This window comes from Marinobacter sp. EVN1, assembly GCF_000475375.1.
Classification (GTDB): Bacteria; Pseudomonadota; Gammaproteobacteria; order Pseudomonadales; family Oleiphilaceae; genus Marinobacter; species Marinobacter nauticus.
In genome coordinates this window covers 79,055-98,851 of sequence record NZ_AXCB01000008.1, presented here as the reverse complement: position 1 = coordinate 98,851, position 19,797 = coordinate 79,055, and the positions used below count along the sequence as shown (strand labels likewise).

Genomic DNA, 19,797 nt, shown 5'->3' with positions numbered 1-19,797 from the left:
TTTTGCCGTTTAAACCCAAGATGGGCAAATATCAGCAGTTATTCAGACCTTCCCTAGCCTCTTAATGTTAAATTTTTGCCGAAACCCACGCCATGGCGCTTCCCCATTTTACCAGCCACCTCATGAACCTGCGGTGGCCACACCGTGTCCTGGTGGTGACTTCTCTGTCCGTGATCGCCGCCGGAATGATCGCCCCCCCATTGTTCATGTTATTTGGCGGCACCTTGGGCCCGTCAATCCTGGCCACTGCCCTAATCACCGCGGTCTTGGTCGCGTCGCCGGTGGTGTACATCCTAGTGATGGTCGGGAAAATCGCCCAAGAGGCCACGCGCGTCGCTGCGCGTCGTAACGAGATTTTTCAGTCTCTGCTGGAGAGTAGTGCGGTCATGCAGAAAAACGACCGAGTTTCGGCACTGCTGGACGACATGTTGGTGCGACTGCATCAGCTGTGGCCCGACAATCATTTCAGCATCGTTTGGGGCAGCGGCCGGTCGACTATGGTGCGTTTTTTTTCCTCTCACGGCATTTCCAAAGAGGAAAAGCGCATCCTGATTCACAACAATCATCGACTCCTAGAATCAGGCCAGGCCGAGGTGGTGGTGCAGCTCAAGCGGGTATGTGGGAACGAGGGTCGGCACTGGCAATTCTTGCCCCTGCATGGCCGCAAGGGCTTGGTGATCGGCACGCTGGCTGTAAAGGGGCTGTGCCTGTCACGAGCCGACGAAGAAATCATCTCCCTCTTCCTGGATCAGTCGGCGGCGGCCATCCAAAATAGGCTGCTGACTATCGAACTGGAAAAACTTGCCAACATCGACAGTCTTACCGGTGTCTATAACCACAACTATTTCAATAAAGAACTGGAACGCCAGATCGAACTCAAGGAAGGCAATCAGGGTATTGATTTCTCACTTCTGGTGGTGGACGTCAACGGACTCAAGGGGCTGAATGACAACCTCGGACACTTGGCCGGGAATCGCCTGATCAGCGCCGTTGCCGACCTGCTGCTATCGAGTTGTCGTGAAGAGGACTGCGTGGCGCGCATCGGCGGCGATGAATTCGCGGTGATCTGTCCAGGAACCAGACTGGACCAGACACAATGCCTGCTGGAACGGATCAGTCGGTGCAGCCAAGCACAAATACTGGATTTCGACGATCACGAGGACGAGGACTTTCGCCGCGTCCCGATCCAGTTCAGCATCGGCGTGGCCTCTTCTTCGGAAATCCTGAATGCTCGTTCCGTGTTAGGCTTGGCGGATAAACGCATGTACGAGAACAAACGGGCCTTTTATGATAATCCCACCGAAAAACAGCGGTGATCAAAAGTAGACTTTTCCGTAAGCTACACGCAGGGAGATTCTGCATCAAGAAGTCACGTTTTTCCGACAGCCAGTTCCTGTCGATACTCAAGCAAGCCGAGAACGGCGTACCGGTTCCGGAGCTTTGCCGTGAGCACGGCGTGAGCAGCGCCAGCTTTTAAATGGCGCGCCAAATTCGGCGGTATGGATGCGTCCATGATGGCCCGCTTGAAGGAGCTGGAGGACGAGAACCGTCGGCTCAAAAAAATGTACGCCGAGGAGCGGCTTAAGTCGGACATTCTCAAGGAAGCCATCGAAAAAAAGTGGTAAAGCCGTCTCGTCGTCGTGAGATGGCGCAGAAAGCCGTCAATGAGAAGCGTGTTAGCATTCGCCTGGCGTGTTGGATGTTCAGCATCAGTGAAACCTGTTACCGCTACCAGGCTAAGCTCAGCGACGAGAACGCAGAGATTGCCGACTGGCTGATCCGATTGACCCATAACCAGAAAAATTGGGGCTTCGGGTTGTGTTTTTTGCATCTGCGTAACGTTAAGGGTTTTGGCTGGAACCACAAAAGGGTGTACCGGATTTACCGGGAGCTGGAACTGAACCTGCGTATCAAGCCCAAGAAGCGTCTGGTCCGTGAAAAGCCGGAGCCTTTGGCCGTGCCGGAAACGATCAACGACAGTTGGTCGATGGACTTCATGCACGACCAGCTCAATGACGGACGCAGTTACCGGCTGCTGAATGTAATTGATGACTTCAACCGCGAAGGCCTTGGCATCGAGGTGGACTTCTCGCTGCCGGCAGAGCGTGTTATCCGATCACTCGACCAGATCATCGAATGGCGAGGCAAGCCGCGCTCCATTCGCTGTGACAACGGCCCAGAGTACATCAGCGGCAAGCTGTCAGCCTGGGCCGAGAACCGAGAGATCAAGCTGGCGTTTATCCAGCCTGGCAAACCCCAGCAGAATGCCTATATCGAACGTTACAACCGAACCGTGCGTTACGACTGGCTGGCACAGTATCTGTTCGACAGCACCGAAGAAGTCCAGGATTATGCCACTCGTTGGCTCTGGCACTACAATCATGAACGACCCAATATGGGACTTGGAGGGATTACCCCTCAACAGAAGTTGGCCATGATGGCCTGAGGTCTACTTTTGAACCCCGTTAAAAATGGGGGGATTACCAGGGCAATGGCCACCAGCACGGAAAAGCCGGCGATGAGCCGGGCGCGGATGGTTAGGTTGGCGAAAAAGTGCTTCATGGATGACCTCCGTATTCGATGCTAAGCAGTTAGGCCGCAAACAGTCATTCTACGACGAAGTTGACCTGCTTCACGTCACGGAGCGGGCCTTAACTCAGGCGGGACGGGATACTATGCGGTTAATAAGGCGATGGCTTCATGCAGGCTCTTCAAAATACCTCGGGAATAATGATCAATTAAAAAAGGCACATTATTGTCATTGAAGTTGATATAAGAACCGCGGATAAACATCCACTTGGTCTGGACACTGTCTATGGCCTTTTTCAGTTCCCCACTGGAGGGGGTCTTCACAAGCTTTTCAACCAATTGATCAAATTGTTTTGCCTGTTGATCAAGGGCCAGCTCCGAATCGGCGCCCTGAAAGCTTTCGGCAACGGAAGAGTTTGAGCGTGCGGAGTATTTAGACATCATCCGCGCCATCATGACCGCTGCAGAACGTGCAATCTCGACCCTTTCGTCGGGGTTGGCCCCCACGCCCTCACGAGCAAGATCGTACAGTTCTGATGAAATCGTGCTCAGAGTGACTGTTTGGTCGGCCATTTCCGAAAGGAGTCTCAAGTCCGGGTAACCACGCTGGCGCACATCATTGATGTTCTGGCGCATGAGTTCTTTGAACTTGTCGAATTCAGTGACGAGTTGCTGGGTCTGCTCCTCGCTCAAGGCGCTGGACTTGTCTTCAGCAATGGCATTCATCGCACTGTTGGCATTGTTGATTGCTGCAACTATTTCGTTCAGAGTGGTTTTATCACCGCTGGCGCTGTACTGATAATAGGCGCTAAGGGCAATAAAGTTAATAATACGGAAGTCGTGGAGTTGTGACAGAAATCGAGTTTCGTCAGCCTTCACTGTCAGGGAGACGAAAATCAGCGCAATAAGGCCGGCAGTGAGCGACCGGGTTTGGGTTCGAGCGTCTTTCATCGGATGAAAATCTCCTTAATTACAGTTATATTTTTGTATCCAGATCAGTCCGTTGGCGCGACTCGCTAAATTCCGATTCGCGAATCTGCGCTTCCCGAGACGACCTCGCTTCTGATGTTGTCAAAAAGCTCGAAGCCTTGTACGGTGAAGACCCGGACGGCCGCGAGGACGACTGACGCCGCTGGACGAACCGAACGTGCACGGCTCCTGGAGCTGTTTGATGAAGCCTTTGCCGGTGGTGCAGCCCGATACAAGGTCGCAGAGCTAACAGATATCAGCGAGTGCACATTGAAGCGCTGGCGAAGCTCTGACGGTCGGGTTGCTTTTCCGCACATTCCAATCGGCAAACTCCTTTTCGCGCTTCTTTAGTGTCTTTGCAGCCTTTCGGACAATCGCGGCTCTTTCACTAAATGGTATTGCAGCCCACTTCTTTTGTGCTCTCTCGGCCACCTGCGCAGCAGCGACAACATCCTCGCCATTTGCGATGCCCGGAACACTAAGACGATCGCCATTGGACGGATCGATAACATTGGAAACGCCACCCCCTGCCTCTACCCAACCAGAACTAAATATTTTTCCAGCCCAAATATGGACCTCTTTCCTTTCTCGCTGCATCACGCCTCAGGGAATTACTATCCGGTCAGTCCAATCTATATCCTAGACGTGAAAAGCCTGCAATGGTGGAGCTTTGGGCGATATAATGGCACTTCGCACCTATTCACCCAGTCAGTGCTCTCAACTCATGCGTACTTTTACTCGCCAACATTCCCTGGCGGAGCAACTGGTTCTTGCTATTGCTTTGAGCCCCCACTGGCCTTAAACCACTCGAGCAGATCCTTCAGCTCGGCGGCAGTCCTTGCAAGCTGATCTGCCGCCGTATTGATCTGCTGACTGGACTGCTCTGTGTTCGAGGTAATCTGGCTTATACGACTGACCTGGTCCAGTATCAGATGGGCCCGCTTGGCATTTTCCTGGAGAGTTTTTGCGATGTCTTCGTTGTGTGAACGACCGTCACTGGATGAAGCAATGATACCTTGAAACGCCTGTTCCAGCTCTTGAGTGACATCCAGTGCCTCACGGACTTCCGATTGACAGAGTTCCATGGATGTTGTGGCCTGAGAAACCTGCGTCTCGATCGTTTCCAGAGCTTTGGCGGCGTCCTGCGTGGCCTCCTGGGTTCGTGTTGATAACGCCCGCACCTCATCGGCAACCACTGAGAAGCCCCGGCCGTGCTCTCCGGCCCTGGCCGCCTCGATGGCCGCATTCAGTGCCAGCAGATTGGTCTGTTCGGCAATGGCCTGGATTGTGTTGACCACTTCGTGGACACGCGCGCTGGCCTGGGAGAGAGCTTCCGTTGTCTGCGAGGACTGGCTCACCGCCTGTTCTATGCGGCTCATTCCCGCTACCGCCCGGCTGACGCTGTCCCCGCCTGCTCTGGCCAGCGTTTCAGTCCGCATCGATACGTCTCGGGTTTCCCTGGCTTTGTCAGCGACGGTTGCTTCGCTGTCCGACATCTGCTGAACGGAGCCGTTGACCGCTTCGATCCCCCGCGACTGATCCTCGGCGCCCTGAAGCAGGCCGTCTGTCGTTGCCGACAGCTCTTCGGCACTGCTGGCCAGGGTCTGGGAGATGGTATGGCTTTCGCTGACCACACGGCTCAGCTGTTGCTGGAGACAGTTGGTCGCCTCTAGGATCTGCCCCATTTCTCCAGGTGCAGTGTACTGCCTCGAGTCGAGATGACCCTCGGCAAGGCTCTGAATCGTCTCCACCGCCTGATTTACCGAGCGGTTCATGGGACGGACAACCAGCCACGCCACGATACTGAGTACCAGCATCCCCAGGATCAATACGGCAAAGAGAACTGTCGTGGCCAGGGAAATCGCGAACTGCGAGAGATTTCCCGTAAGTTCCGAGAACTGATGCGCCACTTCGTTGACCTGTCTTTCTTTGGCATCGATTTCCTGGATGATCTCCTCCCGCTGCGAGGGATCGGCGGCGTTCCTGAGTTCGGCCGCCAGAGCGAGTATCTGCTCCGATATCTCGGAGGCTTCGCCCGACAGGGAAACCAGACGCTGGGCGATTGGGTTACTCTTCAGGATCCTGAGCCGCAGAATTAGGGCGCGGGCCTGGTCAGGGTACCTCACTTCCTGGAACGTTTGTTGTATCTTTCGTGCGAACTCCGAGGTGCTGCTGGTTTCAAGGAGTTCCGGCGTCGCCGAGAACAAAGCGCTGTAGGCCAGCGCGCGTCTGAGACGATCCTCGAATTTCTGGTAGTCACTCTCATTGTTGGTATTGACGTACTGGTGCAGACTGGAACTCGCCCTGAACACGTTAACCGTATGGGTTCGTTCAGCCCTCGAGATCAAAGTCACCACATCGAGCGTGTTGAACACAAAGAACGACACCGAGCCAGCCAACAGGGTCACCACGACGCCCAGTCCGACAAGGAAATAGACCCGGTGCCGTATCAGTCCGAACCATTGCTTTATAGAGTCAATCATGGGTAACGGTTCTGTTAGTTGATTAAAGAAAACGTCTGCAATCGGAGGTGTTACCACCTGATGCGTATCAACCTCTCGCTCGCATCGACCGATCGCAGGGAAACTTTAGCGGCAAGACCCACCCCAGATTCTTTACTTAGAAGTGGTATGCGACACCGATACCCACGATAGTGGGGTTTACTCTCACTTTCGCCTGAACAGGGGCAGGGCCCAAGTTACCGGTGATATCTGCCTTAAAAGGCGCATATCTTACATCAAAATTTGCCGACCAGTTATTATGCATCTTCCAGCGAAAACCAGCTTGAACGGCAGGGGCCCAAGTATCTTCAACATCAAAGTCGGTTAGTGCGCGATCCTTCTCATCTAAAAAGAGAATCCGTCCTACACCCGCTCCAAAGTACGGAGAGAAGTTGCTACCCGTTAAGACATGATACTGAAGCGAAAGAATTACCGGACCATAATCTGTTTGACCAAGAAAAAGACCGGAGAGAGACTCTTCGCCCTGGAGGTCCGCACTAGCGGGAATGCCGCCAAAAATGTTAAATGCCAGCTGATTACTCAGAAAATACGACACGTCGAATGAAACGGTCGTATCGTTGTTAATAGACAGGTTGGAATTTGGAACGGGGGCACCCCCCGCAGAGGCTGATCGCAAATCTTCATCGGTTAAAACTCTAGTGGCATTCAGTCCAACCACCCAGTCGCCTCTACTGTAAACCGGCTCAGATTGAGCGTTGGCCAGGCTCGCAGCAAGTGAAAGTAAAAGGAACGCCACTAACGAGACTTTACTAATTATTTTAGGTTTCATTTTTTTATTATCCTTTTTGGTATTAAAACAAATTGGCTTTAGGTAAAACTGCAATTTTTCGTAACACAAATGCCACTCATTGATGCTAGCTTGCCGGTTTATTGACTAATACTTCCCCATACTCAGAACGCAGCTTGTTTTTTAATACTTTCCCCGTGGCATTGCGTGGCAATCCTTCCACAAAGATCGCGCGATCCGGGATCTGCCACTTGGCGACTTTCCCCTGATAATGAGCAAGAAGTTCCTCCTCAGTAATATTTGCGTCGGGTATTTTTACTGCCAACAGGATCGGTCGTTCGTCCCATTTATCATGGGAGGCCGCCACTACGGCAGCTTCATTGATGGCAGAATGGCCCATTGCGATTCCCTCCAATTCGACTGTAGATATCCATTCACCACCAGATTTAATAATATCTTTTGAGCGGTCACGTATTGTCATAAATCCATCATCATTGATCGAAGCAACATCACCTGTCTCGAACCAACCGTCTTCCTCAAGAGTCTGATTTGGTTCAACACCGAAGTAATCGGCTACCACCCAATGACCACGGATGCGGAGATTTCCCTGAGCAATGCCATCTTCGGGCAGTTGATGACCGTCTTCTCCTACAATTTTGAGCTGCACCCCGTAGGGAGGCCGTCCCTGGCTTTCACGGATTTTGTTTCTTCCTTCCTCCGAAAGAGTATTGTGTTTCGACAGCAGTGCGTTGACGGTTCCGATCGGTGATGTTTCTGTCATTCCCCATGCATGGACAACTTCTACGCCATACTTACCACGAAACTCCGACATCATTGAGGGCGGACAAGCGCTACCCCCTATCACCGTCCGTTTAAGCGACTGTGCCGAGGAGCCAAGCTCGTCCAAAGCCGAGAGAAGTCCCTGCCAAATCGTAGGCACACCCAGCGCAATCGTTACGCTTTCTGAATCGATCAGCTTGACCAAACTTTGCCCATCCAGGCCAGGACCAGGCAACACCAGTTTGGCTCCAACCATCGCCGTAATGTAGGGTACCCCCCACGCATTTACGTGAAACATAGGAACAACCGGCATCACCACGTCCCGTGCCGATAAATTCAGTGCGTCGGGTTGAGCAGCTACCAGCGCGTGCAGAACGGTGGAGCGGTGTGAATAGAGCACCCCTTTGGGATTTCCGGTGGTGCCCGATGTATAGCAGAGGCTTGAGGCCTGGTTTTCGGCGATTTCAGGCCAATTCGCGTTAGGCGTTCCTCGCTGGAGAAACTCTTCATAAAACAACAAGCCTGGAAATTGCGCTGCAATTTCTTCGTCCGGTTCGGACATCAATACAAATTTCTCAACCGTCTCCAGTCGGTCTCGGATATTTGAAACAATGGTAAGGAACGTTTTGTCAAAGAATATGACTTTGTCTTGAGCATTGTTGATAACGTAAACGAGTTGTTCTGGAAACAGTCGCGGGTTAATGGTGTGACACACCATCCCGCCACCAGAGATGCCAAGATAACATTCCAGGTGCCCCACGTTATTCCAACAAATGGTCGCGCACCGATCCCCCTGGACATAGCCTGCCGTTCGAAGCGCTGACGCAAGTTGTCGCGACCGCTCCGAAACAGTTGCCCAGTCAGATCGACTGGGATTTCCATCCGTTCCTATCGACACAATCTCAGCGTCTCCATGGTAGCGAGCAGCATGGTCGATCAAGGAATTCACGGTGAGCTCCATGTTCATCATTTGGCCAAGCACGTTTATCTCCTGTCGTTTTTGTAGTTGGTTGACGCGAGTATCTGGCGTCATTAAGGTCCAATGTAGAAGGCATAATCCGGGTTTGAACCTAAACATTTCCCAAGAGGATGTCGGCTGCATTTTCGGCAATCATCATGGTGGGTGCGTTGGTGTTACCGGCAACCAAACTGGGCATTATCGAGGCATCGACAACTCTTAGCCCTTCAATCCCTCTGACTTTTAATTCCGGATCAACGACTGAATCCGGATCCGCGCCCATACGACAAGTGCCAACGGGGTGGTAAATAGTCTCTGCATTTTCCCGGATAAAGTCCGCAATCTGATCGTCCGAGGACACAGAGTTTCCGGGCATGACTTCTCGCTTACTATGCAAAGCCATTGTCGGTGCCGCGAGTACTCGTCGCCCGAATTTAACGGCGGAAATCATTGTCTTGATGTCTTCGGGGTCACTCAGATAATTGGGCTGAATCAACGGATCGGCTAATGGATCAGGGCTTTTCAGTCCAATAAAACCCCGGCTTTTGGGCAGCAGATCGCAAATGTGTAAGGTGTAGCCATACCCGGTCATCACTTTTCGCCCATGATCCTTCAAAAAAGTTGGCAAAAAATGGAATTGCACATTCGGTCGTTCACACGAAGGGCTGGATTTAACAAAGCCTCCTGCCTCGGCTACATTACTGGTGAGAAACCCGCGTCGCGCAAAAATATAGGAAAAAAGTGCGCTCACTCCCCGAAGCAGGAAGCTGGGGGCAACACCAATAGGCAAACGTGAGTTCGCCGCGTGCATCAGCGTAATATCCAAATGATCGACCAGATTCTTGCCCACCTCAGGAAGGTGATGGACCAGAGGGATTCCGTGTTTCCGAAGCTCTTCGCGATCACCGATTCCGGAAAGCAAAAGTAGCTGTGGTGAATTAACCGCCCCGCCGGACAAAATGACTTCACCGCCATTATTGAGTCTGAGCTGGCGATATTCGCCCCCTTGGTTCAGTGTCACCCCAACCGCCCGCTGGCCATCCATTACCACCCGGGTTACCCGAGCGTCCGTTAGCACATCGAGGTTAGGCCGTTTCTCTGCGCCACGCAGAAACGCCTGCGCCGAACTCCAGCGCCGACCATTTTTTTGTGTCACCTGGTAGGGGCCCAGTCCCTCTTGCGTTTCGCCATTGAAATCCGTGTTCACCGGGACATCCACATGGGGAGCGGCGCGAACAAAATCCCGACTCAACGGATTGACCGATCTGAGATCGCTTACGCTGAGTTCACCGCCCTTGCCATGGTAAGAATCCGGGCCGAAACGTTCGTTATCTTCCAGCCGACGAAACAATGTTAATGCGCGGTCCCATCCCCAAAGGTCGGTCCCGGCAGCTTGCCCCCAGCGTTCATAATCGGCTTTGTGGCCTCTGATATAGACCATGGCGTTGATAGAAGAGGAGCCGCCAAGTGTCTTTCCCCGCGGCCAGAACAGTCGACGCCCCTTGAGGTGTTCTTGAGGTTCGGTTTCGAAAGCCCAATTCAGCTTCTTGCTATTGGCAAGAAGTGCAATGCCTATGGGCATATGTATGAGCGGGTTCTTATCCCCAGGCCCCGCTTCAAGCAACGCCACTCGCTTCGAAGGATCTGCAGTAAGCCGGTTAGCCAATAAACAGCCAGCTGATCCCGCACCAACAATAATGTAATCGTACATAATACCTCTCTTGTTATTTGATTATGCTCAGCCCAAAATACGAACAGCAGCATCTATGAGCCGCCGGACCCAGCGTGTATAGGGAGGAAAAAGAAGGTGGATAAGAGAATGCTTATCCTCCATCAACGCCTTTTCATGCGAAAAAGCGCGGAAACCGTATTCACCGTGTGCCGCCCCTATCCCGGAATTATTCACTCCACCAAAAGGCAGGTCCGGATGTAGAAAATGCACGACTGTAAGGTTGACCCCTACAGCGCCGGAACTTGTTCGTTCGATAATACTCCTGGCAAAAGACTTGTTTTTGTCGAATATGTAAAGCGCAAGCGGTTTAGGGTTATCGTTGATTTTCTTGATAACCAGATCAATATCGTCGAATTCAATAACGGGTAAGATCGGGCCGAATAACTCCTCACGTGAAATATCCATGTCGCTCGATACATTTGAAATCAACGTCGGAGCAATAAAATTCTCTTCAGCATCTGTAACACCGCCTTCAAAGACTCTTGCACCTTTGTTTTTGGCATCATCTATCAGGTTTGAAACTCGCTGGAAATGACGTCGATTTACAATCCGGCAATAGTCGGCGGTCGATTTCTGGGCTTCTGGTGTTTTTCCATAGACTCGCCCAATTTCCGTTTTAAGTGCTTCATTGAATTGATCTGCGATATTAACGTGCACAAAAACATGATCTGGGGCGATGCAGGTCTGGCCATTATTGGCAAACTTCCCCCAGACAATGTATCGGGCAGCCTTCTTGATGTTGGCATCCGGGCCTACGATGGTCGGGGATTTCCCGCCCAGCTCCAGTGTCACTGAGGAAAGGTTCCTGGCAGCAGCCTCCATGACCAGCTTGCCTACCGCAGGGCTACCAGTGAAGAATATGTGGTCGAAGGGCAGGGCCAACAGTTTCTGGGCTACAGCGGCATCGCCTTCAATCACCGAAACAAGATCGGGGGGGAAGGTTTCGGCGACAATGTTGGCAATCACCTTTGAGGTGTGGGGTGTCATTTCCGAGGGTTTGATGATAGCTCCGTTCCCCGCAGCCAACGCTGAGACGAGAGGTCCGAGCGCAAGATTGAGAGGATAATTCCATGGCGCGATAATTAAACACACACCCTTTGGCTCTGGCCGAACATAAGACCTCGTACCCCAAACACCAATGGATGCAGCCACTCGCTTCGGACGCATCCATTTACGCAAGTGTTTTTTAGTGTGTCGAATTTCCTGAAGCACCGGCAGGAGTTCAGTTAATTTGACTTCTGGAGCGGGTTTTCGAAAGTCCGCCGCGCAAGCCGCAATGATGTTTGATTCGTAGCGTTTAATTGAATCCCGCAGCTGGTCGAGCTGCGCTATTCGAGCCTCTAAGGTAAAACTTCCGCGACGCGCAAGTTGTGCCCGCTTTAGGGCCGCGAACGTTGAATCAATCGTATCGCTGGTTGACACATTGGGCAGCCCAACCTCCGCCAGACTAGCAATCTGCATTATAAAATCACCTCTTTCCGAACGAGACTGTTGTTATTTTAAATCGGATTATTAGTCTTCATAGAGGACATAGTCCTCTTTTGTGGCACCACAGTCCGGACAGCACCAATCGTCTGGAATATCTTCAAAACGTGTGCCGGCAGGGAAGCCTTCGGCTTCATCTCCGAGAGCTTCATCGTAGATATGGCCGCAAGTGATGCAGACCCACTTCCGATAGGTATCTTTTTGAGTCGAGTCTTTGGGCGATTTTGAAGAGGTAGGCTTCGGTTTCGCTTTGGGCTTTGTTTTATTTTTAGCTGAAGGAGTAGATGCGTCCGTTGCTTTCTGCGATGCTCCCTCGGTCTTAGCTTGGCTGGCAGTACGGACCGCTATATTGGTTGCGGACACCGAAAGTTCCGGGTTCGCTTCTTGAAGCGCAACGAAGTCAACCTTATCCCTGACGGCACAGTCTGGACAGGACCAGTCTTCAGGAATTTTTTCCCATGTCGTTCCTGCAGGAAAGCCTTCGTGCGGATCACCAACCACTTCGTCGTATACATAACCACAATCAGGGCATTGATATTTAGCCATTTAGAGCACCTTTCAAACGATATTATTGTCTTTGTTTTGGTAGCGCCCGACGCGCACCCTCTTTCAGGTGCACGTCAGAGGCTCTTTTTCTGCAACGTAAATAAAGTAAACGAGGTATATAAGTTCCGATTAGCCGATCATTTAGCCGCGGCGGTATCGACTGATTCAGAATCAGTCCCACCAAATTTACGCTCATAGAATTCACGCTTGCCGGGTTGAATCTGAATCTTATCGAGATCTCCTTTAGCCCAATCCAGCACCCGGTGGTCCATTATCGAACGAAACCATGAGGGAAACATTGCGGCCAGGAACATCCCGGGATATCCCGATGGTAAGGAAGGCAGGTCTTTGAAGTCGCGAAGCGATTGATAGGACCTTGTAGGATGGGCGTGATGGTCGGAATGTCGTTGCAAATGAAACAGAATCAGGTTCGACATAATATGGTTTGAGTTCCATGAGTGGTGCGGTTGTTGACGCTCATAACGTCCATCCGACATCTTCTCGCGCAGCAATCCGTAATGCTCAATGTAGTTGGCGCTGGTCAGCTGCCACCAGCCAAAGGCCATCTGGATGGGCAGGAAGATCAGCATTAACGGACCAAAAAACGCCAGCAATGCGGCATACAGCACAACCGTCAGAATCATCGGCTGAAGTACTTCGTTCTCCAGGCTCCAGACACTCTTTCCGCAACGGCTGAGGCGCTGTTCCTCCAGAGCCCATGCCCGCTTGAAAGCACCGGGAATTTCACGCAGTGAGAATGAGTAAATGGACTCACCCATGCGGGATGTCGCCGGGTCCATCGGCGTTGCCACATCACGATGATGCCCCTTGTTGTGCTCAATGAAGAAATGACCATATCCGACCACGGCGAGTACAAGTTTGGCCATCCAGCGGTCAAACGTTTCTTTTTTATGGCCGAGTTCGTGGCCTGTGTTCAGAGCCAGACCATTCACGATTCCCAGGGACAGGGCCAATGCGAGGAATTCAAAAACATTCATTGAATGCGTGGCGACCCACCAGCAACTGACAATCAGGGATGCGTAGTGAACGGGCACGGTCAGGTAGGTCAGCACCCGATAGTAACGGTCCTGTTCAAGCCGGGGCACGGCCGACTCGGGTGGATTGGAACGATCCTCTCCGAACATGGCATCAATCAAGGGAACTGCGCCATACCAAAGGACCAACACCAATCCGTACCAGATACTCCATCCAGTCTGGGATACCAGGTAAAGACCAATAAGAGGCGTCGCTGGCCACAGCACAGAAAGGACCCACAGGTGGCGCTTTCTGTCCACATAACCTTCGGCATCAGGCTCTTTCTGAAGAGACTCTGTTGTTAAGACATTTTCTGACATTGACATTAGGATCACCTTGTTGTTATCAGATTCATCATTTTCTACATCTTGTTTTGCATCGCGCGAACACCGAATCATTCAGGTGAACGGGCTGGTTGCGCACGCTTACAGGATTTGCCAGAACTAGAAGTCAAGCAACTACCCGAACGGGTAGGTTTGGTGCCAGATATCTGCCAATATGCTTCATCCCGTAGCGCGCTCACGTTTCGTTACGATCGCTTAAGTCCGACAGGCTAACGCTATCCATGGGCTTGCAGGGTTCACAGCCTCCTCGTTCAAGGCAAGTTTTGGGTATCACTCTGCTCGGTCGTCAAGATAAGGCCTGTGGACTGCTCACCAAGGACTTCAGTTCGATATCCGGATCCCTCAGCATTTCAGGATTGACCTTCCTGCGTTGTTGAACGAGTGTCTTGCCGACCATAAAAGCGATGGGCAGGTTGACCGCGTCAACAGCAATGACACAACCGTCGCGGAGATAGAACACCGCAAATCCCTTATCCTTGTCGGGGCTGCCGCGAACCACACGCTGATCATGACTCTGGGATAAGCCCACCATCTGCAGGCGCACGTCATACTGGTTCGACCAGAACCATGGAGCGCTATTATAGGGCTTCTCCTCGCCCATCAGGGTCGCCGCCGCTGTCCGGGCCTGATCAACCGCGTTGGCGACGGACTCGAGGCGTTGCATCTTCTCGAAGAAAAGATTCCGGTGGCGCGTGCAGTCGCCGATCGCCAGAATGGCGGGATCTTCTGTGCGGGTAAACTCGTCAACAATAATACCGTCGTCACAGGGCAGGCCGGCGGCCTCTGCCAGGGCGGTTTCCGGCACGACACCAACTGAAACGAGCACGATGTCGGCCGGTACAGTACCGCCGTCCGCCAACGTCACGCCAGCCACATGCCCCTGATCGCCCGCTTCGAAACCGGTTACCGCCGTGTTCAGACGCAGATCCACGCCGGCGTTGCTGTGTTTGGTGTAAAAGAACTCGGACATTTCCGGACCCGTCACGCGCTGCATGAGACGCTCGGCGGCTTCGAGCACCGTGACATTAACACCTTTTTTGATCGCGCTGGCTGCCACCTCAAGGCCGATGTAACCCCCACCCACGATGACCAAGCGCTTCCCCGGAACCAGTTGTTCACGCAGGGCATCCGAGTCAGCTATGTCATGCAGGTAATGAATGCCCTTCAAGTCAGCCCCGGGTGCGTTCAGGTGTCGAACGTGTGACCCCGTGGCCAGGACCAGTCGATCGTATTTCAACGTGCTCTGGTCCGACAAGTTGATGGTCTTGTTGTCCCGATCAATTTGTTCGACACGTACACCTAGCCGCAATTGATGGCCTGCGTTCTCATACACCGAGCGCGGCTTCAGGTACAGAGACTCCTGATCAACCTCTCCTGCCAGGTAGTTCTTGGACAGAGGCGGCCGTTGATAGGGTGGGTGTGGTTCTTCGCCGACCAGAACCACTTCATGTTGATATTTCTTTTGCAGCAAGGTTGTCAGGAGCGCACCTGCTGCGTGCCCGCCGCCAACGATGACTGTCGTCTCTTTCTGTTTGTTTGCCATGGCCTGTATCTTTAGTCTTTGGAGGATTTTGAAGAGGCAGGCTTGGATTTCGCCTCAGGCTTTGTTTTATTCTTAGCTGAAGGGGTGGATGCATCCGTTGCTTTCCGGGATGTTTCGTCGGGCTTGGCCTGGCTGGCAGGGCGGGCCGCTGAGGTGCCGGATTCGGACACCGAAGGGTTGGAGTTGGATTCCTGAAGCGCTACGAAGTCAACCCTATCCCGCACCGCACAGTCCGGACAGGACCAGTCTTCAGGAATTTTTTCCCAGGCCGTTCCGGCAGGAAAGCCTTCGTGCGGATCACCAACCGCTTCGTCGTATACATAACCACAATCCGGGCATTGATATTTAGCCATTTAAAGCACCTTTCAAACGATCTTGTTGTCTTTGTTTTGGTAGCGCCCGATGCGCACCCTCTTTCAGGTGCACGTCAGACGCTCTTTTTCTACAACGTAAGTAAAGTAAACGAGGTATATAAGTTCCGGCTACCCGCTCATTTAGCAGCTGCGGTATTGGCCTGTTGATGGCCCGTCACACCAAATTTATGCTCATAGTACTCACGCTTGCCGGGCTGGATCTGAATCTTGTCGAGATCTCCTTCCGCCCATTCCACCACCCGGTGATCCATTATCGAACGGAACCATGCGGGAACCATTGCCGCAAAGAACATTCCAGGGTAGCCCGAAGGTAAGGAAGGAAGGTCTTTGAAATCGCGAAGCGATTGATAGGCCCTTGTCGGATGGGCGTGATGGTCGGAATGCCTCTGCAGATGAAAGAGAATCAGGTTGGACATGATATGGTTCGAGTTCCATGAGTGGTACGGTTGTTGACGCTCGTAACGTCCATCCGGCATCTTCTTCCGCAGCAGGCCATAATGCTCAATATAGTTGGCGCTGGTCAACTGCCACCAGCCAAAGGCCATCTGGATGGGCAAGAAGATCAGCATTAACGGACCAAAAAACGCCAGCAATGCGGCATACAGCACAACCGTCAGAATCATCGGCTGAAGTACTTCGTTCTCCAGGCTCCAGACACTCTTTCCACAACGACTGAGGCGCTGTTCCTCTAAATCCCATGCCCGCTTGAAAGCACCGGGAATTTCACGCAGTGAGAATGCGTAAATGGACTCGCCCATGCGGGATGTCGCCGGGTCCATCGGCGTAGCCACATCACGGTGATGCCCCTTATTGTGCTCAATGAAGAAATGACCATATCCGACCACGGCGAGGACAAGCTTCGCCATCCAACGGTCAAACGTTTCTTTTTTATGGCCAAGTTCGTGGCCTGTGTTCAGAGCCAGGCCATTCACGATTCCCAGGGAAAGGGCCAATGCCAGAAACTCGAAAACACTCATTGGTTGCGTGGATACCCACCAGGCACTGACAATCAAGGCGGCATAGTGAATAGGAACCGTCAAGTAGGTCAGTACCCGATAGTAACGATCCTGTTCAAGCCGAGGCACAGCCGACTCGGGGGGGTTGGAAAAATCCTCTCCAAACATGGCATCAATCAAGGGAACTGCGCCATACCAAAGGATCAACACCAATCCGTACCAGATGCTCCATCCGGTCTGGGCGACCAGATAAAGGCCTATAAGAGGTGTTGCTGGCCACAGCACAGAAAGGATCCACAGGTGGCGCTTTCTGTCCACATAGTTTTCGGCACCAGGGTCCCTTTGAAGGGACTCTGTTAGTACATTTTCTGACATTGACATCAGGATCACCTTATTGTTTTCAGATTCATCATCTTTTTACGTTTTGTTCTGCATCGCGTACACCGGACCACCAGGATGAGCGGGACGGTTGTGCACAGTGACAGGATTGGCTATAAACTGAGGTCAGACAACTACCCGAACGGGTAGGTTTGGGTCAGAGATCTGTCGATATGCGTCATGCCCTGGCGCGGGCGCGTTCCGGGGTGGCAAAGCAGGAGACTTGACTGTCATGACACGCCATAGCCTGGAAGATTGGTGCAGAAAGATGTCCGCCCGGATGTGGGGTCGTCAGCGTTTCATTACTCAAGGCTGTACAGACCGCCAGCGCCTGAGTGCTTCCGCGGTGCCTGGAGCAAAAGTCGTTCTGTACCGGGCTCCGCCGGGCTACGGAAAATCTGTACAGGTAGCCCTGGCAGCGAACATCCGCGATCCGGAACACGAGAGTGCCGTCTATATCAATAGACGATCGTACCCGGACGCACGGGATGTCACTGACAGCCTGTTTGCGGCGTTGGTTTTATATCAGCTTGAAGGACCTGAATCCCGGGGAGCGCTGAAAAGCGACACCGACACCATCGAAGCGCTTCGGGATGCCTTATTCAATGCAAAAAAGACCATAAGAATTTGCCTTGACGGGCCCGGTGAAGGGGCAGATAACGGGGATCTGATTGAGGATCTGATCTGCGAAACACCGGGCAATGTAAAATTTTTTATTGCGCCTGGCAGCACCGGGGCGTTGCCACGTTTGTCGCTGATGACGGGTGTTGTGACCTATGGTGCTGATGAGCTTGCCTTTACAGAAGAGGAGCTGGAGGAGCTTGGTGAGGTAACGGGTATAGATGGCCTCGAAGCAGGCAACATGATACAAGCCACCGGCGGATGGCCCGCACTCGTCAGGCTGATGTGCCAAACCCCGAACCCGGACCTCCCGCCCGCATCCTGGCCGGAAACCCGCTCGTATTTCAGGGACAATCTCTTGTCCGTGCTACCCGATAATGCGCGAAGGTTTGTTTGCAACGCAGCGATGCTCGAGGAGATCAGCGCTGAATGCTATGACTATGTCTATAAAACGCAACAGGCTGATCAGGAAATTTCGTTTCTTAACGAAAAATTTGCACTTTTAGCCCCCACCGCCTCCTCCGGCAAGCGCCTGACCATGCACCCTGTGCTGAGAGAGTATTTGCGCAGTGTGTTTAGCGCCACTCAACGGGAGCGCCGTTCGTATGTACTGAAACGCGTCGCCTTCTGGCATTGGCGCAGGGGGGAGTACCTCCATTCAATCAACGTCGCCCTGGAAGCCAGTGACCATCGCTGGGCGCGCGTGGTCAGTGACAGCATTATTCTGGACGTGGCGCTCCGGCAAGGTGAAATCGAAGTGCTTCGCACATGGTTTGAAAAGGTGCCGGCCCGCACGATAAAAAAAATCGCTTCCTTAAGCATAGGCTATGCCTGGACTCTGTATTTCAGCCAGCAAGCGCGGCAGGCAGAGGAAATGCTGGCGAGTTCCCGCCATCCGATTTCCAGGGGGCTGGGCAGCCTTGATGAGGAAGGGTGGCGGGAACTGGTTAAGGCAATAGGTAAAGCCACACACGATGAATTGCCGGAGAGTCAGGCGCTCTGTGAAAAGTGGATTGACGCCTTTGGCGATCGCAATATGGTCGGTAAAGGCGCGGCCCTTACATGCCAGGCATTCATTGCCTCCAGCGATCGCCGCTTTGAAGAGTTAGAAGAACTATTGCACAGAGCGGCGGTGGCCAACCAGTCATCCAATCAACTCTACGCGTTTATCTGGCTTAAAACGGCGGAAATCCAGACAGAATTGTTCAAAGGCGACATGGTCCGGGCAATGTACCTGTTGCGTCAGGCGAATAAAACCGCAGAAAAGATTGGCGTACCAAAAAGCTTTTTAAACAAGATGCTTGGTGTTCTTGAGTTACAAATTCTGCTCGAACAGGATCATCACCAGGTTTCCCCGGAATCTGCACAGATATCCTTTGATTTCGCCTTGAATTATGGCGTTACCGACATTCTGTGGGGATGTACACAGACCTGCAGCCGTTTGCTGTACCACCAGGGATTCCGGGACAGAGCCATGGCCCTGTTGGAGCAAGCCCGCCTGGCCGCCAGCGAGCGCGAGCTCCCGCGCCTCAATATCCTGACGAAAGTTCAGCTGGCTGAGTTCACTCTCCTGAACAACGAGGAATTGGAGCCACCGATACTTCCCGATGAATCCGAGCTGACATTTACGCCGAATCAAAACCGGGCCATTCAGGCGCACATTGCTTTAGTGCGCTCAATGTACAGGCTAAGGCTTGGGAAGCAGTTTGGTGTGGCCGGGAACTATGCCAGAGAGGCGCTTCAGGCTGCCAGTGCCATCTCAGATGCCAGAACCAGGGTCGCCGCTCAGTATTGCCAGGCCCTGGCAGCCTTTGCCCTCGGTTCCTCAAAACCGGCGAAGCGCATGATGCTTGATGCCAACCTGCATGCGGAGCATCTGAATTGCCACTTTACACCGCTGTGGATAAAAGAAGCGCTGCTTTCCCTGAGTCCCCTTGCCCGGAATCTTTTTGATGACCTGCCGGACACCGCTGAAGCAGCCACTACAAAGGACCCGGAAGTCCGGGCAGGCGACCTCAGCGCTGCACCGGTACCGGGACATACCGACTCCGTTATCACGGTCAGGCAGATTTCCATACTGAAGTGCATAAGTAATGGAATGACCAACAAAGCGATCGCTGAGCGGCTTCTTGTGACCGAGGATGCTGTCAAATGGCATCTGAAGAAGATTTTCAGCGAACTTGGAGTAACCAACCGGGTTCAGGCGGTCACTGAAGCGCGACTGCGCGGACTCTTATAGTGAGACGTAACCGGTGCTCTGCTGGTTGCGGAGCCGGGGTATGGGCAGGGGTGTATGGG

The 19,797-nt window shown here is 52.8% G+C and carries 14 protein-coding genes and 1 pseudogene; 3 read left to right on the top strand and 12 right to left on the bottom strand.

What is annotated here, in order from left to right; all coding sequences use genetic code 11:
* Positions 1–92 precede the first annotated feature (92 nt).
* Both Q674_RS24420 and Q674_RS24410 read left to right on the top strand, forming a co-directional pair.
* Positions 93–1,316, top strand: coding sequence for a sensor domain-containing diguanylate cyclase (locus tag Q674_RS24420; RefSeq protein WP_023008039.1), 1,224 nt, complete (start codon positions 93–95; stop codon positions 1,314–1,316).
* A 44-nt stretch (positions 1,317–1,360) separates the two neighbouring features.
* Positions 1,361–2,446: pseudogene (locus Q674_RS24410) on the top strand (IS3 family transposase).
* A 227-nt stretch (positions 2,447–2,673) separates the two neighbouring features.
* Here Q674_RS24410 and Q674_RS24405 read toward each other — a convergent pair.
* The 12 genes from Q674_RS24405 to Q674_RS24350 form a co-directional block, all read right to left on the bottom strand.
* Entirely contained in the window at positions 2,674–3,480 is an 807-nt protein-coding gene (locus Q674_RS24405) for a hypothetical protein (protein WP_023008034.1), read from the bottom strand.
* A 264-nt stretch (positions 3,481–3,744) separates the two neighbouring features.
* Complete coding sequence (locus Q674_RS41280; protein ID WP_023008033.1) at positions 3,745–4,095, bottom strand: aldehyde dehydrogenase family protein; 351 nt, start codon at positions 4,093–4,095, stop codon at positions 3,745–3,747.
* A 176-nt stretch (positions 4,096–4,271) separates the two neighbouring features.
* Positions 4,272–5,981 (bottom strand): methyl-accepting chemotaxis protein, encoded by a 1,710-nt coding sequence (locus Q674_RS24395; RefSeq protein WP_023008032.1) that lies wholly within the window; start codon positions 5,979–5,981, stop codon positions 4,272–4,274.
* Positions 5,982–6,117: 136 nt separating this feature from the next.
* Positions 6,118–6,789 carry an OmpW/AlkL family protein gene (locus Q674_RS24390; protein WP_023008031.1) on the bottom strand — a complete coding sequence of 224 codons (672 nt, stop codon included), beginning with the start codon at positions 6,787–6,789 and terminating at the stop codon, positions 6,118–6,120.
* A gap of 85 nt (positions 6,790–6,874) precedes the next feature.
* Positions 6,875–8,497, bottom strand: coding sequence for a long-chain fatty acid--CoA ligase (locus Q674_RS24385; RefSeq protein WP_412535742.1), 1,623 nt, complete (start codon positions 8,495–8,497; stop codon positions 6,875–6,877).
* 100 nt (positions 8,498–8,597) lie between these two features.
* Complete coding sequence (locus Q674_RS24380; RefSeq protein ID WP_023008029.1) at positions 8,598–10,196, bottom strand: GMC family oxidoreductase; 1,599 nt, start codon at positions 10,194–10,196, stop codon at positions 8,598–8,600.
* Positions 10,197–10,223: 27 nt separating this feature from the next.
* Entirely contained in the window at positions 10,224–11,678 is a 1,455-nt protein-coding gene (locus Q674_RS24375; protein WP_023008028.1) for an aldehyde dehydrogenase family protein, read from the bottom strand.
* Positions 11,679–11,729: 51 nt separating this feature from the next.
* The gene (locus Q674_RS41645) at positions 11,730–12,248 is read right to left on the bottom strand and encodes a rubredoxin (protein WP_023008027.1); all 519 of its coding nucleotides are present in this window, start codon (positions 12,246–12,248) and stop codon (positions 11,730–11,732) included.
* Between the two features lie 137 nt (positions 12,249–12,385).
* Positions 12,386–13,609 carry an alkane 1-monooxygenase gene (locus tag Q674_RS24365; protein ID WP_023008026.1) on the bottom strand — a complete coding sequence of 408 codons (1,224 nt, stop codon included), beginning with the start codon at positions 13,607–13,609 and terminating at the stop codon, positions 12,386–12,388.
* Between the two features lie 304 nt (positions 13,610–13,913).
* Positions 13,914–15,170: an NAD(P)/FAD-dependent oxidoreductase gene (locus Q674_RS24360; protein WP_023008025.1), complete on the bottom strand. Its 1,257-nt coding sequence runs from the start codon at positions 15,168–15,170 to the stop codon at positions 13,914–13,916.
* An 11-nt stretch (positions 15,171–15,181) separates the two neighbouring features.
* Positions 15,182–15,523 (bottom strand): rubredoxin, encoded by a 342-nt coding sequence (locus Q674_RS41640; protein ID WP_023008024.1) that lies wholly within the window; start codon positions 15,521–15,523, stop codon positions 15,182–15,184.
* Between the two features lie 137 nt (positions 15,524–15,660).
* On the bottom strand, positions 15,661–16,881 hold the full coding sequence (locus Q674_RS24350; protein ID WP_200865909.1) for an alkane 1-monooxygenase: 1,221 nt from the start codon (positions 16,879–16,881) through the stop codon (positions 15,661–15,663).
* A gap of 754 nt (positions 16,882–17,635) precedes the next feature.
* On the opposite strand from Q674_RS24350, the gene Q674_RS24345 reads away from it, so the two are divergent.
* Entirely contained in the window at positions 17,636–19,738 is a 2,103-nt protein-coding gene (locus Q674_RS24345) for a helix-turn-helix transcriptional regulator (RefSeq protein WP_227501173.1), read from the top strand.
* Positions 19,739–19,797 lie beyond the last annotated feature (59 nt).

Coding starts and splice junctions, on each gene's coding strand:
- Q674_RS24420 (WP_023008039.1), top strand. CDS start 93: ATGGCGCTTCCCCATTTTACCAGCCACCTCATGAACCTGCGGTGGCCA.
- Q674_RS24405 (WP_023008034.1), bottom strand. CDS start 3,480: ATGAAAGACGCTCGAACCCAAACCCGGTCGCTCACTGCCGGCCTTATT.
- Q674_RS41280 (WP_023008033.1), bottom strand. CDS start 4,095: ATGCAGCGAGAAAGGAAAGAGGTCCATATTTGGGCTGGAAAAATATTT.
- Q674_RS24395 (WP_023008032.1), bottom strand. CDS start 5,981: ATGATTGACTCTATAAAGCAATGGTTCGGACTGATACGGCACCGGGTC.
- Q674_RS24390 (WP_023008031.1), bottom strand. CDS start 6,789: ATGAAACCTAAAATAATTAGTAAAGTCTCGTTAGTGGCGTTCCTTTTA.
- Q674_RS24385 (WP_412535742.1), bottom strand. CDS start 8,497: ATGATGAACATGGAGCTCACCGTGAATTCCTTGATCGACCATGCTGCT.
- Q674_RS24380 (WP_023008029.1), bottom strand. CDS start 10,196: ATGTACGATTACATTATTGTTGGTGCGGGATCAGCTGGCTGTTTATTG.
- Q674_RS24375 (WP_023008028.1), bottom strand. CDS start 11,678: ATGCAGATTGCTAGTCTGGCGGAGGTTGGGCTGCCCAATGTGTCAACC.
- Q674_RS41645 (WP_023008027.1), bottom strand. CDS start 12,248: ATGGCTAAATATCAATGCCCTGATTGTGGTTATGTATACGACGAAGTG.
- Q674_RS24365 (WP_023008026.1), bottom strand. CDS start 13,609: ATGTCAATGTCAGAAAATGTCTTAACAACAGAGTCTCTTCAGAAAGAG.
- Q674_RS24360 (WP_023008025.1), bottom strand. CDS start 15,170: ATGGCAAACAAACAGAAAGAGACGACAGTCATCGTTGGCGGCGGGCAC.
- Q674_RS41640 (WP_023008024.1), bottom strand. CDS start 15,523: ATGGCTAAATATCAATGCCCGGATTGTGGTTATGTATACGACGAAGCG.
- Q674_RS24350 (WP_200865909.1), bottom strand. CDS start 16,881: ATGTCAATGTCAGAAAATGTACTAACAGAGTCCCTTCAAAGGGACCCT.
- Q674_RS24345 (WP_227501173.1), top strand. CDS start 17,636: ATGACGGGTGTTGTGACCTATGGTGCTGATGAGCTTGCCTTTACAGAA.